The sequence below is a fragment of the Hyphomonas sp. TMED31 genome (genome assembly GCF_002172815.1).
Taxonomy (GTDB): Bacteria; Pseudomonadota; Alphaproteobacteria; order Caulobacterales; family Hyphomonadaceae; genus Hyphomonas; species Hyphomonas atlantica.
On the sequence record NZ_NHCK01000002.1, the window covers coordinates 54,850 to 70,690 of the forward strand.

Genomic DNA, 15,841 nt, shown 5'->3' on the forward strand with positions numbered 1-15,841 from the left:
GCTTTTAGCCCGGTTTGCAAATTGGGCGCTCACTTTCGCGGATGAAAGCGATGATTTCCATGGCGAGCTCGTTTTTCGCGAAGTCTTTTTCGGCTTGCTCCAATCGATCCTTGAACAAACCTTCGCCAAGGAAGATGGCCTTGTACGCTGCGCGAATACCCTGAATTTGTGNTTTGGAAAAACCTCGACGTTTCAAACCGACCATGTTGAGGCCAGAAAGTTTAGCGTGGTTNCCAACGNCTGATCCGAATGGGATGACNTCTTCTACCACNATTGCGCCGCCCCCGATAAANGCGTTGCGCCCNATCCTCGAAAATTGATGCACTGCGGCCAAACCACCAAACCAAACATTATCTCCAACGGTAATATGCCCTGCCAGGGAGACGTTGTTTGCCATGACCACATTGTCGCCAATCTGATTATCATGCGCCACATGGGCGCCGATCATTATGAAACAATTGTCGCCAATCGTCGTCAGCCCTCCGAATTTGGGCATTCCGGAATGCGCAGTTGCGTATTCACGGAAGACGCAATTGCTGCCGACAACCAGTCTGGACTCCGGGGTCTCTTCAAATCCGATAACTTGCGGAAGGCCGCCGATGACTGCGTGTGGATGCAGTATGCAGCCTGCTCCCACCTCGGTGTGACCAGTAACGACCGAATGAGATTTAAGAACAACGCCAGAGCCTAGCGTTACGTGGGGTCCAACGTGGCAGAATGGTCCGATCTGGACTCCGTCGCCCAGGATGGCTCCATCCTCTACATAAGCCGTCGAATGAATGTGTGCGGACATGTTATCCCAAACGAGTTGAAACGGCCAGAATGCCGTCTAACCCTTTTTCTTCGGATTTGAGTTTTTCTGCAACCATGCCACTTCCCGCATCCACTGACGGATCGGTTTGGCCGGTGTTCCTCCCCACGTCTCACCGTCCTCTACGTCTCGGAAGAGACCAGCAGATGCAGCGAGCGACACCCCCTCACCCACCACGACATGATCAGCAATCCCAACGCGCCCACCGAGCATCGAGCCATCACCCACTTTCACGGAACCGGAAATTCCGCCAAAAGCTGCAACAAGAACTGAACGCCCGAGAACCACATTATGTGCTATTTGGCAGAGATTATCGATACGAGTCCGCTCTCCAACGATTGTGTCATCAAAGGCGCCGCGATCGATGCATGAGTTCGCGCCAACGGTGACGTGATCCTGCAAGATAACGCGCCCGTAGTGGGGCGCATCTTCTGGACCATTTGGGCCAGGCATTACCCCGAAACCAGCTTCACCAATGCGCACGCCAGCAAGCAACTTAACATGATCACCAATCAGGGCGCATTGGATGCTGGAACCCGGACCGATCTGGCAATTCCGGCCTATTTGAACACCAGGCCCAATGACGGCATTCGCGCCAATGAAAGTCCCCGCTCCGATGACTGCACCGGGTGCCACCACAACGCCGGGGGCTAGTTTTGCAGACTCATCAATAGCGGAATCAGGTGAAACCAACTCCTCACCGCCCCAGTCCAGCTGTCGGGCCCGGAATAGAATTCCGGCAGCCACACTGTGAACGTGCCGTGGGAAGGCAGACACCAAAAAAGGTATGCCATCCGGCACATTTATTCGGTTTGCTTCATTTACGACTAGTGCGGAGATATCGGAGCTGATCGAACCAGTCGACTTTCCATCTCCATCGAGAAACCCGAGATCTCCCCGCCGGCCGTTCTCGGCGGAGGAGATCCCGGTTATCTCCAAATCCTCTTTGCCGCTTAACGCCGAACCAGTTTTGATAGCCAGTTCACCGAGCGACAAAGCACCTACAGGCGCATAAAAACGTACGTCTACAGGCACGGGGACACTCTCAATTATTGAGCGGGTTGCTCAGGAATACGCTTGCGAACAACTGAAATGGTAGGCGTTGCAGCGTCGAGCTTGCTGATAACGAGTGCTGTCGCGTCTACTGCATCCACACCGTAGATGACCGAGCTTTTTGAAAGGACGATTTGAGCGTTCTTTTCGCTGACGACCTGCAAGAGAACCGGTTCAAGCGCTTTGTTAAAGTCCACCAGCGCCTGACGCTCAGTTAGAGCAAGTTCGTTCGAAGCTTTCTGACGAGATTTTGCGAAATCGCTCGCCTTCTTCTCATAAGTGTTCAACTTCGTAACAAGAGCAGCATCGCCTGCAATTTGCTCTCGAGTCTTGCCTTGAAGCTCGGCGTTGATCGACTGGCCCTCTGTTTCAAGAGACGTCTTTGTCGGAGAAAGCTCCGTGTTGATCTGATTTTCGATGTTCTTGAGTTTTGCCTGAATATCCTGACCAGCCTTGCTGTCACGGAGAATCTTAGCTTCATCAATGGTGATTACGGTGGTTCCCTGCGCCATAGCGGCAGGTGAGATAAAACCAATTGCTGCGACTGACATCGCAATTGCGAGGAAGAAATTCTTGATGCGGGACATTCTAGTCTCCTGTCTTTCGGCTTGGAATTTAGAATCTTGTTGATGTTGAGAACCGGAACGTTTCAGTCCGGTCATAATCTTCACGCCTGAGGATCTGCGAGAAGTCGAAGCGAATTGGCCCAAATGGCGAGTCCCAGAAAACACTCAATCCGGCAGATGCCCTGAGCGACGCGGCGGTTTTCGTCAGACGTACTGCAGGCAGCCCAGTTGTTGTGTCGGTAAAGTAAATGGTCGGCCCCACATCCGGACCGCGCAGCGATCCCAATGCACCCGCCTCAGCGAACAGCGCGCTCCGAATGCCATATTCTTCCGGCAGGAAGTTGGGCAAACTCAATTCCGCTGTGCCTTGATAATAGACGTTGCCCCCTTGCGAATTCAGGCGCCGCGTTTGAACAACTTCGCCCGTCTCAGGATCCACAACCCTGACAATCTCGCGAGGTCCAATACCAGCAACATCGAATCCACGGAACGTGCTGCCACCCCGGAAGAAGCGATTGTTGATCCGAACGCCTTGATTGTCTTCCAATGGGAAAACGTATCCGCCTGAGAGGCGAACACTCGCGATCATATCGCGCCAAATACCCCGATATGCCGTGGCGCTTGATTCCGTTCGCAAATATTTAACATCGCCGCCTAGACCGGCCAAATCCTGACTGAAGCGGAAGTCAAAACCACGAGATGGGCGGATAGGATCATTCGTTCGATCCCAGAAGAAGTTGTACCCGATGATACTAGAGATATCGCTTCGCTCTGCACGACAAATCGGATCTCTCAGAACATAGTCGCGAGAGCACTGGTCCACGACGCGTTGTCCCGCACCAGCATCGCCTTCTTCGACCAAGCGGTACCGGTCATCAGAAATATCGTCCGGCGTACCCTGCCCGGCGGTCTGAATTCGATCTGTGATGAAGAAGCCGTTCTCATCGATAATGTAATTGCGGTCGAGCACATTCACTTCATCCGCCTGCAGACGGTAGCTCAAGCCAAGCTGCATTCGCTCCGTCAGAGGGAAGCCCAAACGCACGCCCGCGCCAATCGTTTCGCTGCTGAAGCCAGAATAGTCTTCATAATCCTGGCGCGTCGCAAATGCATCAATACCACCTGAAAGGTTTCGATCGAACAATCGCGGCTCTGTAAACCGGAAATCCAGGATCTGTTGCCGACTTGAAGCAGAAACACGTGCGACCACAGACTGCCCGCGACCACGCAAATTTCGTTGGGACGCGCTGACATCCAGCAGGTACGCATCAACGGATGAAAACCCGGCCGCGAAGGACAATTCGCCAGTCGGCTGTTCTTCAACCTTGATATCAACAATGGTTCTATCTGGCTGATCGGAAGGCGTCTCAATGACCTCGACTTCCTTGAAGTAACCAAGCGCCCGCACGCGGTTCTTTGAACGGTCGAGCAAAATACGGTTGAACGCGTCACCTTCTGCGATTCGAAGTTCCCGCCGAATGACCCGGTCCAGAGTTTGCGTATTTCCGACAATATTGATGCGATCAATATAGACGCGAGGCCCCTCGTCGACAGCAAAGGTCACGTCAATCAGGCCGGTTTCCGGGTTCACATCAATCTGAGGACGGATGTCAACGAAAGCGTATCCCGCAATACCCGCCGCATAAGTCAGCGCATCGATCGTATCTTCAATTGAATCTCCCCGGAATAGAGAGTCAGTCTGGATCGGAACAGCGCGGCGCAACGCATTGGCGTCAAGCTTTTCAAGCGCCGTTTCGACCTTCACTTCGCCGAAGTAATACTGACGCCCCTCGTCCACCGTCATGGTGATGTAGAAGTCTTTCTGGTCGGGCGTCAGCTCCGCGACAGCAGACGTTACGCGGAAATCGTAATAGCCATTGTTCTGGTAGAATTGGCGAAGAAGATCCCGGTCGTATTCAAGGCGCCCTGGATCGTAATTGTCGTTCGAGCTGAAGAAACGCCACAGGCGCGACTGACGTGTGACGATCTCGCTGCGCAGGCGCGAGTCCGAATATGCTTCGTTCCCGATGAAGTTGATCGCTCGAACGCCGGTGACCGGGCCTTCTGTAATCTCGAATATCAGATCAACCCGGTTCTGCTCAAGCGGCTTGTACTGCGGCTCGACCTTGGCAGCAAAACGACCTGATTGGCGATAAAGCTCCAAAATGCGCTGAACATCTGATTGGACACGAGCCGCGGTAAAAATACCGCGAGGCGCAGCTTGGATATCTTCTCGAAGTTTATCGTCGTCAAGCGCGCTGTTGCCCTCAAACACCACACGGTTGATGATCGGGTTTTCCACTACGCGCACGACGAGATTGTCATCTACCCGGTCAATTGAAACGTCCGCGAACAGGTTTGTTGCAAACAGCGTCTTAAGGGAAAGATCGATACGGTCAGGGTCAAATGCGTCGCCCGGTTCCACCAGCAGATAAGACTGTACCGTTCTCGCTTCGATTCGCTGATTGCCCTCAACGATGATCGATCGGATCGTGCCGCCATATCGACTATCTTCCTGAGCATCAGCAGTTCCCATGGGAACCAGAGCCGTGTTCACAGCCAGAACACTGCTCGCCATCATGGTTGCTGCAAGGAACTTACGCATCGTCGATATACTCTCTGGTTAATTTCGGCGGGCGGGTCAGCCGCCTCTTGTTCCGAACAAGCCGGCTTCGATGAGGTCACCCCAAGTGATCACAACGACCATCCCCAATAACAGGATCAATCCGAATGTCAGGGCCATTTCCTGCACTTTCTGCGGCATTTCCTTGCCTGCAATCGCTTCATAGGCGTTAAAAACAAGATGTCCACCATCGAGAACTGGCAGTGGAAGCAGGTTGAAAAAGCCAACTCCGACTGAAATTGCGGCGCAGATACTGGCTAACATCCAAAATAGCTGCTCTATCTTCTGACCGGTTGAAACCTGCTCCTGTTCCCAAACACGGTTAACAGCGCGTCGCGATATGTCGCCAATGCCAACTGGACCTGTCATGGCGTGCATGGACATCTTACCCGTCACGATACGAGTCAACATCGTAATGGTTCTATCTATTGTGGCACCCGTTTCGATCACTCCCTGACCCAGCGCCTGTACGGGATTGTAGGTGATGTGTTCTCCATAGGACACAGGCGCAATAGCCACTCCGATCGTCGCCTGCGGCACTTTCTGGCCAAAATCATTCTCTCGAATGACTTCTTCGGGGGTGATAGTCAGCAACTCTTCCGAATCATCGCGCTGCACCCGAAAGTTCATCGCCTCATTTGGATTGAGAACAATCTGAATCAGAACGTCTGATGAATTGCTGATTTCCTTACCGTTTACCGCGAGAATCACGTCCCCAGCCTGCATACCGCCCGCAGCGGCCGCACCTGTTGGGCTTACATCTGCCACGCCTACTTTCATGTTTGGCCGGCCATGCGCGCCCAAAATCAATGCAAATATCAGCGTCGACAGCACAAAATTGGCGAATGGCCCAGCAAGGCTGACAAGCGACCGCTGCCCTACCCCCAATTCCGGGTACGCTTTGCCCACGGGCCCTGTCTCTAACTTGCCAACGTCTCCGGCCAATTGGCTTTCACCGACAAATTTCACAAAGCCCCCGAGCGGAATCCAATTCACGCGCCAACGCGTGCCATATTTGTCCTTCCGTTCAAACATGGGCTTACCGAAGCCAACGGAGAACGATTCCACCGCCGCACCAAACCAACGGCCAACAAGATAGTGGCCGAGTTCGTGCACGATTACCACGATGCCCATCATGAAGATGAGGCACACAAGAAACAGTGGTCCCTGGCTGATCACATCACCCAAAGCGTTCATCCTCCCATGCGACGCAGGTCACTCCCCAGAATGTCCCGCGTCATTTCACGCGTCATGCGATCAAGAAACGCTATCTCTTCAAGCGTCTCGCACGCAATCCCTTGCATGCTTCCTTCCAAATACCGGCTTAGCGCCTGTTCCACGAGCCAACTTATGTCCAGAAACCCGCATTGACCCGCGATAAAAGCAGAAACGGCGACTTCATTAGCACAATTTAATACCGTGGTAGCCGCTGCGCCGTGCTGATAGGCGCACCGAGCCAACCTGATTGCCGGGAATCGGTCTTCATCTACCGACTCAAAATCAAGAGAACCCAACTTGGCCAAATCGAGCCTGTCGACGTTTGTGGCAGTCCTGTCCGGCCAAGCAAGCGCGTATGATATCGGCGTTTTCATATCCGGTGCGCCCAATTGCGCGATCACGGAACCGTCAGAAAAATGGGCCATTCCATGAATAATGGACTGAGGGTGAACCAACACGTCCAATTGATCTTCTCCCACGTCGAACAGGAAACCTGCCTCGATAAACTCCAGCGCTTTGTTCATGAGTGTGGCGCTATCAATCGAGTTCTTGACGCCCATACTCCAGTTCGGGTGAGCCGCGGCTTGTTGAGGTGACGCGCTGCGCATCTCTTCGAGGCTAGCCTTTCTAAACGGCCCCCCTGAAGCTGTAATGGTCATTTTCTCTAGCGAACGACCGTCACCAATGCATTGAAAAATGGCGGAATGTTCGGAATCCACAGGCAAGACCTTCACGCCCCGTCGAGCGGCCTCCCTCAGGATCAATTTGCCCCCGCATACGACGCTCTCTTTATTGGCAATCGCAACATCATTGCCCGCGCGCACAGCGGCTATGGTGGATTCAAGGCCGGCGGACCCGACAATCGCTGCAAGCAAACGGTCCACGGGCCGGCTGGCGGCTTCAACAACAGCGCTGAATCCCGCATCGACGGTGACGTTTGTTCCGGCCAGTCGACTTCGAAGCTCATCAATCTTGGTTTCATCCGCAATGACGGCGACATCCGCATCAAATTCGCGAGCCTGCGCCGCCAACCCTTCAGCGTCACTCCCGGCAGCCAAGGCCACAATCTTGAACTTCTGATCGCCACACGCATTGGCATGTCGGACCACATCCAATGCTGATTTTCCGATCGACCCCGTCGACCCCATTATGCTGATGTGATGCGGCCGCGTCATGAAAGCCCCAGCGCGCCCGGCAGATCGGGCACAAGAAGAAGTGCAATGGAACCCAAGATTCCCACAGCTCCCAAGCCATCCACCCGATCCAGTACGCCTCCATGACCGGGCAGCAGATTACTTGAATCTTTTACCTTGAACCGCCGCTTCAAACCACTTTCAAACAAATCGCCGAATTGCGCTGTCGCCGAGAGCGCAAATCCAGTCGCGATCCACCATACTGAATTCACTTCGAGTATGTCCGCAGCAGCAAAACCGCAAACAGCCGTGAACAGCAGAGCGCCAATTGCGCCGCTCCAAGTTTTGTTCGGGCTCTCTTGAGGCAACAAACGGGGCCCACCAAGGCCACGCCCCACGAAATACGCCGCAGCATCCGAGGCCCACACGAAGGACATGAAGTATAGCGCGACAGCACGTCCATCCCACGGACCTTCCCGAAGCACCCAGAGCCCGGCAGCCATGCCAGTAACATATACCCAGCCCAACACTGAGACGGAACGTATCCGCACGTTGCCCGCTCGCGAAGCGAACGTGAGTGCCAGGCCAAACACAGCAATTGAAATCAGGACGGCTGGCATCTTGAGTGGCAGGGCCAAGCAAAACAGACTGGTGGCCAGCCCTATCAGTCCCCCACGTGGATGACCGCTCATCCCTGCCCATTCCCAAGCCATGATCGCCCCAAAAAAAGCGCATGCGGCGGCTAACCACCAACCACCATTCCACACGACGAATAGGCCCGTGGGTATGAGAACTGCGGCTGTCAGTAGCCTTTGGCCAAGTTGAGAAAAACGCCGTTCGGGCGATGTCCAGTCGCCCATTAGTTATCCTCCGGCGTCACGCCGCCGAAGCGACGCTCCCTCTCGCGAAACATTTCTACAGCTTTCATAAGCCAGACCTGGTCGAAGTCAGGCCACAGAACATCGAAGAAGACGAGTTCGCTATACGCTGCCTGCCACAGTAAAAAATTGCTGAGGCGATACTCTCCACTTGTTCGGATGAGCAGGTCCGGATCTGGCATACCCGCAGTATCAAGGTAGCTCGCAACCAAGTCTTCAGTAACATCAGATGAAGCGTGAACGCCGCTCCCAACGTCTGCTGCCAACCGCTTTACAGCTCGGGCAATCTCTTCCCTGCCACCATAATTGAAGGCTATGTTTAGAAAGAAAGTGTCGTTCTCGGCAGTTTCGAACTCTGCCTTGTCAACCAGCTCGGAAATATCTTTGGGAAGGCCTTCCCGGCGCCCAATAACCCGAATTTTGACGCCCTCTCGCTTCAAACGGCTCAAGTCTTTCTGAATGAAAAGCTTGAGCAGCCCGAAAAGGGCATTCACTTCAGAAGCAGGCCTACGCCAGTTCTCCGTCGAGAACGAGTAAACCGTCAAATATCGGATACCAATATCCGCGGCGCCCTCTACCGTGCGCCTGAGGGCCTCAACCCCGCGCTCATGGCCGGAGGCTCGAGGTAATCCGCGAGCCTTCGCCCAGCGGCCATTACCATCCATGATAATAGCAATATGTTTCGGAACGTCAGAACGGACCGTGTCAATCGCAGATGTCACAGAGGCATCTTCATTCGACATCAGACCTGCATGATCTCCGCTTCTTTGCCTTTGAGTGCTTCGTCAACTTTGGCGACATATTGATCAGTCAGTTTTTGAACCTCGTCAGACAAAGAATGAAGACGATCTTCACTGATTTCTCCATCCTTTTCCATCTTCTTCAGAGCATCCATTCCGTCGCGGCGAATGTTACGAATGGCAACACGCGTAGCTTCCGCATACTTGCCGGCGACTTTTTGCAACTCGATACGACGCTCTTCATTCAGCGGTGGAATCGGAATGCGGAGATTCTGTCCATCTGTTACGGGGTTAAGCCCCAAGCCCGAATCCCGGATAGCGCGGTCGGTGGCGCCGACAACTGATTTATCCCACACATTTACAGACAACATGCGGTTATCAGACACCGTCACGGAAGCCACCTGGTTGAGCGGCACGGTAGATCCGTAAGCTGGCACCATGACAGAATCCAGCAAGTTCACCGATGCACGTCCTGTCCGGAGTCCGCTAAATTCGGTCGAGAGAGACGCCAGTGCGCCCTCCATGCGCCGTTCAAGATCCTTTTTATTGTAGCTCATGACACTTACGCTCCATGATTTGTGATTGTTGTGGATGTGCCTTTACCATGCAGAACTTTAAGCAGCGAACCTTCCTCTTTCAGAGAAAAGACCACGATTGGAATGTTGTTGTCACGCATGAGACTTACCGCTGACGGGTCCATCACGCGAAGATCCTTGGCCAAGAGCTCCTGATACCCAACTTCATCGTATCGCGTGGCATTAGCGTCGATCTTGGGATCGGCCGTGTAGACGCCGTCTACCTGCGTCCCCTTCAGCAAGGCGTCGCAATTCATCTCAATCGCTCGGAGAGCTGCGCCGGTATCAGTTGTAAAGAACGGATTTCCGATNCCCGCCGCAAATATNACCACGCGACCCTTTCTCCATGTGGCGTTGAGCACGCCGCCGGATATATGGCTCGCAAATCGATTCCATCCGAATTGCAGACTGAACGCGCGTCGGAACACCGATGCTCTCCAAGACGCTTTGCATCGCCAAAGCGTTCATGATGGTCGCGAGCATACCCATGGAGTCTGCTTGTGCTCGCTCCATACCTTTCGCCGCCCCAGCAACACCGCGGAATATATTCCCTCCGCCGATAACAAGGCAGATTTCAGAGCCAGAATCCTGAGCCGCCTTGATCGCGTGAGCAAATTTTTCGCAGGTAGGAATATCAATGCCAAATTGCCCAGGCCCCATGAGTGCCTCGCCGGAGAGCTTCAGCAACACCCTCTTGTATTTCAACGGGTTGGAGTCGGACTCTTCAGCTTGCATGAGGGGGTTCTCCGGATATGGCGGCCTTGTATAGGCTCCTAAAAGATTCCCGGCCGCCTGTCATGGGCGACCGGGATGTTCAAAGCCCTTTGCGGGCAGAAAGGCAAGCTAGATCAGCTGCCTTTTGTCATTGAGGCAACTTCATCCGCGAAGTTGTCTTCTTCTTTNTCGACACCTTCGCCCAGCTTGAAGTGCACGAAGCCTTTCAGAGTGGCGCCTTGTTCCTCAAGGAACTTGCCGACAGTCTGGTCTGGATTCATCACAAAAGGCTGCTCTACGAGGACTACTTCCTTGTAGAATTTCTGCATGCGGCCAACAATCATCTTCTCGATGACATTGTCTGGCTTGCCGCTTTCTCGTGCCTGCTCGGTCAAAACACGCTTCTCGGCTTCAACGATTGCCGGATCCAGCTCATCGGTCGTTGCAGCGGCTGGCGACGTGGCAGCAATGTGCATCGCAACCTTGCGACCGATGTCTTCCAGATCACCAGATCCGTCCAGAGCAACCAGAACGCCCACTTTACCCATGCCCGCAGTTTCAGCATTGTGGATGTAGGAAGCCACTTTGCCGTCAGCAGTCAGTTTCGCGCTACGGCGAAGAGTCATGTTTTCGCCGATTGTCGCGATGAGGCGCTTGATCAGATCGTCAACAGTGCCTTCGCCATCCGGCGAACCGGCAGACGACAACGCCTCAACCGATCCATCGGTATCGAGCGCAGCTTTGGTGATCCCGGCGAGCGCAGTCTGGAACTTTTCGTTCCGCGCCACAAAGTCGGTTTCTGCGTTCAGCTCAACAATGGCGCCTGTTTTGCCGTCTTCAGAGACTTGAACAGACACAAGACCGTCTGCCGCAGTCCGACCGGACTTCTTCGCGGCTTTCGAGAGGCCTTTTGCGCGCAACCAATCCACGGCTGCAGCTTCGTCACCATTGTTTTCAACGAGCGCCTTTTTGGCATCCATCATGCCTGCGCCAGTCTTCTCGCGCAGTGCTTTAACAAGCGCAGCGGTAATCTCAGCCATTGCTGTAATCCTTCAGTTTGGTCTTCAGGTCAGACGCCCTGTCTTAGGCGCCTGTTGCGTCTTCAGCGGTTTCACCCTCAGCGGCAACAGCCGCATCAGCTTCAGCCATGGCGTCTACATCTTCCAGCTCACCAAGGTCTACGCCAAGGCCTGCAGTAGATTCGGCAAGGCCGTCCAGCACAGCGTCCGCAAACAGGTTGCAGTAGAGAGAAATAGCGCGAGCCGCATCGTCGTTTCCGGCAAAGCCGTAATCCGCATCGGCCGGATCGCAATTCGTGTCGAGTACAGCCACAACCGGGATGCCCAGCTTGCGAGCTTCCTGAACGGCGATCGCCTCTTTGTTGGTATCGATCACGATCATTGCAGCCGGGAGACCGCCCATGTCGGCGATACCGCCGAGGGACATCTGCAGCTTGTCGCGGCGACGCTCCAGATCGAGCAGCTCTTTCTTGGTCAAGCCTTGGCCGCTGCCGCTTTCAAACATCGAATTCAGCTCTTTGAGCTGTTTGATGGAATTGGATACAGTAGACCAGTTGGTCAGCGTGCCGCCGAGCCAGCGGTGATTCATGTAGTACTGGGCACAGCGCTGTGCAGCTTCAGCAACTGGGTCTGCTGCCTGACGCTTCGTACCAACAAACAGGACACGACCGCCTTTTGCGACTGTATCGCGCACGAAAACGAGCGCCTGATGCAGTGCTGGAACTGTCTGGGAAAGGTCCATGATGTGGATGCCGGAACGCTCGCCGTAGATGTACGGCTTCATGCGGGGGTTCCAGCGGTGAGTTTGGTGACCGAAGTGAACGCCAGCTTCGAGCAACTGACGCATGTTGAAGTCAGGTAGGGCCATAGATTGTCTCCATCCGGTTGGCCGTCACGGGTGGAACTTTGGACCACCATGGCCCTTCGCACCGGATGCACCCGTGAACTGGTTTCTGATGGGGCGGCTTATACAGATATTGCCAATGGCTGCAAGGCTTTCAGCTTGGGTTTTGTCAGGCCGCTTTGAGCGGTTCTACACGCTCAACGCCTGGCGCCTCTTTAAGCGCTCGCTGCGCGCTGAGGCCAATCGTGTAAGTAGATGGAAGTTTCATGGTCACCACTCGACCATCGTCAAGTGGCATTTCTATNAGAAGCTCTCCTTTTTCAAGGTCTTGAAGCTTCGTCAGATGCTCGACAACAGCCGCAAGATCTCCGACGAANGCACCNACGGCCAGCCTGATCTTCAAAGCCCCCATTGCCTTAGACAGGCGTGCAGCCTCTAGCTTGAGAACCCGCTCGGCGTTCAGCTTTATCTCCTCCGCATTCCGTTTCACACCGACCGTAATCGCGACGGCATTGCCAACCTGCAAGAGATCGTAATTTTGAGAGAGCGTTTCCGGAAACACCATCATCTCGACTTCGCCGGAAGGGTCAGACAGCGTCAAGAAGGCGAACTTGCCGCCATTCCGAGCTGGCTTGTCGCTGCGCGCGCGTACAACGCCAATCATTTCGAGCGGTTTACCATCAGCCGCTCGATCCTGAACTTCCATGGCCAGTGTGACCCGCTCGCGGTCCAAGCCCTCAAGGACGTCATCGAGCGGGTGCCCCGAAAAGTAAAATCCGATGGATTTGAATTCCTGATCCAGCTTCTGCTGACCATTCCATGCTTTCGCCTTCGGCAAGACGGGGCGAAGAGCTGGTTCTGCTTCACCGAAAAGACCACCCTGCCCCCCTTGCCGGTCTTGGGCGGCACTCACCGCCATATTCGCCAACAAGGGCGCTGACTCGAGCATCTTCGCGCGGTTCGGCTCAAACGAATCGAAGGCGCCGGCTTTCGACAGGGATTCAAACGCCTTCTTGTTCACATGCTTTGGATCCACACGCTCGGCAAAGTCGTACAAGTCTTCGAAACGACCATCGCGCTCGCGAATTTCAACGACGTGCTTCATGGCTTCAAGTCCGACGCCTTTAAGCGCGCCGAGGGCGTAGACAACCGCGCCGCCCCTCACGTCGAAATCAGCCGTCGATGAGTTTACGTCAGGAGCAAGAACCGGAATTTTGAGACGTTTGGCTTCCTGAAAGAACGCCGCCAGTTTATCCGTGTTGCCAATATCGAGGCTCATCGATGCGGCCAGGAATTCAACCGGGAAATGCCGTTTAAGGTATCCGGTATGATAACCGATCAGAGCATACGCGGCCGCATGTGATTTGTTGAAACCATAGCCAGCGAACTTCTCCATCGTATCAAAGATGTCGTTCGCCAGTTTCTCTTCCATCCCTTTCAATTCGGCCGCGCCTTCGACAAAGCGCTTCCGCTGGGCAATCATCTCCTCAACTTTCTTCTTACCCATGGCACGACGCAACAAGTCAGCTTCACCGAGGGAGTATCCGGCAATCTCCTGCGCCATCCGCATGACCTGTTCCTGATAAACGGGAACGCCATAGGTCGCTTCAAGAACGGGTTTCAAATCTGGATGTTGGTAGACAACCGACGACGGGTCCTCCTTACCCTGAACGTAAACCGGAATATTCTCCATAGGCCCGGGGCGATAAAGGGATATAATGGCGATGACGTCTTCCAGGTTGTGCGGACGCACCTTTTTCAGCGTGTCCCGCATGCCTGCACCTTCAAGCTGGAACACGCCAAGGGTTTCGCCACTAGCCATAAGATCATAAGTGGCCTGATCATCCAGGCTTTGCCATTCCGGCCCGACATCGCGCCCGTCACGACGAATAAGCTTGAGCGCGCGGTCGATGACCGTCAGCGTCTTCAGACCGAGAAAGTCGAACTTCACCAGCCCGGCCGTTTCGGCATATTTCATATTGAACTGTGTCGCAGGCAAATCAGCACGCGGATCGTTGTAAAGCGGGACCAACTCCACCAGAGGCCGATCACCGATCACCACGCCAGCGGCGTGAGTGCCTGCGTTTCGGTATTTGCCCTCCAGCGACAAGGCTATCTCTAGCAACTCCCCGACACGCTCGTCCGCGTCTATTTCGTCTTGAAATTTCGGTTCGTCGTCGATTGCGTCCTGAAGCTTGGGGGGATTCGCCGGGTTGAACGGAATGAGTTTCGCAAGCCGGTCAACCTGACCATATGGCATCTGCATGACCCGGCCTACATCGCGCACCACAGCCTTGGCCTGCANCGTACCGAAGGTAATGATCATCGCCACCGAATCGGCGCCATATTTATCGCGGACATAGCGAATTACCTCTCCACGTCGCTCCTGACAGAAGTCGACGTCGAAGTCGGGCATCGACACACGTTCCGGGTTCAGGAAGCGCTCGAACAGCAGGTCAAACCTGAGCGGATCAAGGTCTGTGATCAACAACACCCAAGCGACAAGNGACCCCGCACCAGACCCCCGGCCTGGACCCACCGGAATTCCGTTTTCCTTGGCCCATTTGATAAAGTCGGAAACGATCAGGAAGTAACCGGGGAACCCCATGCGTTCGATGATCGAAAGCTCGTAATCAAGACGTTCGAAATAGGTGTCACGGTCCGCATAAAGTTTGTCAGCGGCGGACAGTCTGAATTCCAATCCCTCAACAGCCTGTTTCCGTAATTCCTCGGACTCGGAACGACCTTCCTTGGAGAAGTTCGGCAGAATGGGCTTATGCGTNTCGGCCTTTACCGCGCAACGTCGNGCGATCTCAGACGTGTTGGCAATCGCTTCGGGCAGGTCCTCAAACANGGAGACCATCTCGNCGGCGGTTTTGAGATACTGCGAAGGGTCTACGCGTTTGCGATCATCCTGGCCGAGATACTGACCGTTGGAGATGCACATCATGGCGTCGTGCGCCTTCGCGTCCGCTGACTTCATGAACCGGGCATCGTGCGTGGCCACGAGCGGAAGACTGAGCTCGTATGCCAGATCCACAAGCCCCTCTTCCGTTGCATACTCATCTTCGGTGCCGTGCCGGGTAATCTCGACATAGCAGCGACCGGGATAAGCTGCAGCCAATGTAGATAGCTCTGTNCGTGCGTCCGCTACTCGGCCTTTCAACAGATGTTTGGCCACCTGCCCCTCAGCCCCTCCGGTNAGCAGGATCAGACCTTCTGTGTTGTCGAGTAGCAAATCGCGATGNAATTTGGGCACGCCATCAGCAGCGTCCAGGTACGCTCGCGAAGACAAAAGCATCANACGNTTGTAACCCNCATCATTCTGAGCGTAGAGCGAAATNCGGCTGGGTTCGCTTTTTGGGAGNCCGTNCGTNACNTCAAAACAGCAGGCCATGATTGGCTGAATGCCCGCATCCGTCAGCGTCAGCGAGATCTCCAGCGCGCCAAATAGGTTGTTGCGGTCAGTTATCGCAATCGCAGGCATGCCCTGCTCAGCACACCACGCCTTCAGGCCTTTCGGCGTGATCATGCTTTCGAGCAAGGAATAACTCGAACGGACGGCAAGGTGGATAAAGGTCGACTCAGTCACGGGGCGGCTCCTGTTCACAGGATACAGTGCCGTGAAGCCCTCTTCCAGACCAGACGCTGTCAGCCGCGTTTCACA

General features: G+C 54.5%; 12 protein-coding genes and 1 pseudogene. All 13 read right to left on the minus strand.

Going from position 1 to position 15,841, the window contains the following annotated elements; genetic code table 11:
* Positions 1 to 4: 4 nt before the first annotated feature.
* Entirely contained in the window at positions 5 to 793 is a 789-nt protein-coding gene (gene lpxA / locus CBB91_RS00305) for an acyl-ACP--UDP-N-acetylglucosamine O-acyltransferase (RefSeq protein WP_273010974.1), read from the minus strand.
* A gap of 36 nt (positions 794 to 829) precedes the next feature.
* Positions 830 to 1,846: a UDP-3-O-(3-hydroxymyristoyl)glucosamine N-acyltransferase gene (gene lpxD, locus CBB91_RS00310; RefSeq protein ID WP_273010977.1), complete on the minus strand. Its 1,017-nt coding sequence runs from the start codon at positions 1,844 to 1,846 to the stop codon at positions 830 to 832.
* Between the two features lie 14 nt (positions 1,847 to 1,860).
* Complete coding sequence (locus tag CBB91_RS00315) at positions 1,861 to 2,451, minus strand: OmpH family outer membrane protein (protein ID WP_272983146.1); 591 nt, start codon at positions 2,449 to 2,451, stop codon at positions 1,861 to 1,863.
* A gap of 28 nt (positions 2,452 to 2,479) precedes the next feature.
* On the minus strand, positions 2,480 to 5,035 hold the full coding sequence (gene bamA, locus CBB91_RS00320; protein ID WP_273010979.1) for an outer membrane protein assembly factor BamA: 2,556 nt from the start codon (positions 5,033 to 5,035) through the stop codon (positions 2,480 to 2,482).
* Between the two features lie 36 nt (positions 5,036 to 5,071).
* Positions 5,072 to 6,232: a M50 family metallopeptidase gene (locus tag CBB91_RS00325; protein WP_241764256.1), complete on the minus strand. Its 1,161-nt coding sequence runs from the start codon at positions 6,230 to 6,232 to the stop codon at positions 5,072 to 5,074.
* A gap of 14 nt (positions 6,233 to 6,246) precedes the next feature.
* Entirely contained in the window at positions 6,247 to 7,446 is a 1,200-nt protein-coding gene (gene dxr / locus CBB91_RS00330; protein ID WP_273010980.1) for a 1-deoxy-D-xylulose-5-phosphate reductoisomerase, read from the minus strand.
* Positions 7,443 to 8,264: a phosphatidate cytidylyltransferase gene (locus CBB91_RS00335; RefSeq protein WP_035555063.1), complete on the minus strand. Its 822-nt coding sequence runs from the start codon at positions 8,262 to 8,264 to the stop codon at positions 7,443 to 7,445. Before CBB91_RS00335 ends, dxr begins: the two co-directional genes overlap by 4 nt.
* Positions 8,264 to 9,025 carry an isoprenyl transferase gene (locus CBB91_RS00340; RefSeq protein WP_035555060.1) on the minus strand — a complete coding sequence of 254 codons (762 nt, stop codon included), beginning with the start codon at positions 9,023 to 9,025 and terminating at the stop codon, positions 8,264 to 8,266. The genes CBB91_RS00335 and CBB91_RS00340 overlap by 1 nt, the downstream gene beginning before the upstream one ends.
* The gene (gene frr / locus CBB91_RS00345; RefSeq protein WP_035555056.1) at positions 9,025 to 9,579 is read right to left on the minus strand and encodes a ribosome recycling factor; all 555 of its coding nucleotides are present in this window, start codon (positions 9,577 to 9,579) and stop codon (positions 9,025 to 9,027) included. The genes CBB91_RS00340 and frr overlap by 1 nt, the downstream gene beginning before the upstream one ends.
* Positions 9,580 to 9,584: 5 nt before the next feature.
* A pseudogene (gene pyrH / locus CBB91_RS00350) lies at positions 9,585 to 10,332 on the minus strand (UMP kinase).
* Between the two features lie 113 nt (positions 10,333 to 10,445).
* Entirely contained in the window at positions 10,446 to 11,351 is a 906-nt protein-coding gene (gene tsf, locus CBB91_RS00355; RefSeq protein ID WP_273010984.1) for a translation elongation factor Ts, read from the minus strand.
* A gap of 43 nt (positions 11,352 to 11,394) precedes the next feature.
* Entirely contained in the window at positions 11,395 to 12,198 is an 804-nt protein-coding gene (rpsB, locus tag CBB91_RS00360; RefSeq protein WP_035555046.1) for a 30S ribosomal protein S2, read from the minus strand.
* Between the two features lie 145 nt (positions 12,199 to 12,343).
* Positions 12,344 to 15,766: a DNA polymerase III subunit alpha gene (gene dnaE / locus CBB91_RS00365; RefSeq protein WP_273010986.1), complete on the minus strand. Its 3,423-nt coding sequence runs from the start codon at positions 15,764 to 15,766 to the stop codon at positions 12,344 to 12,346.
* Positions 15,767 to 15,841 lie beyond the last annotated feature (75 nt).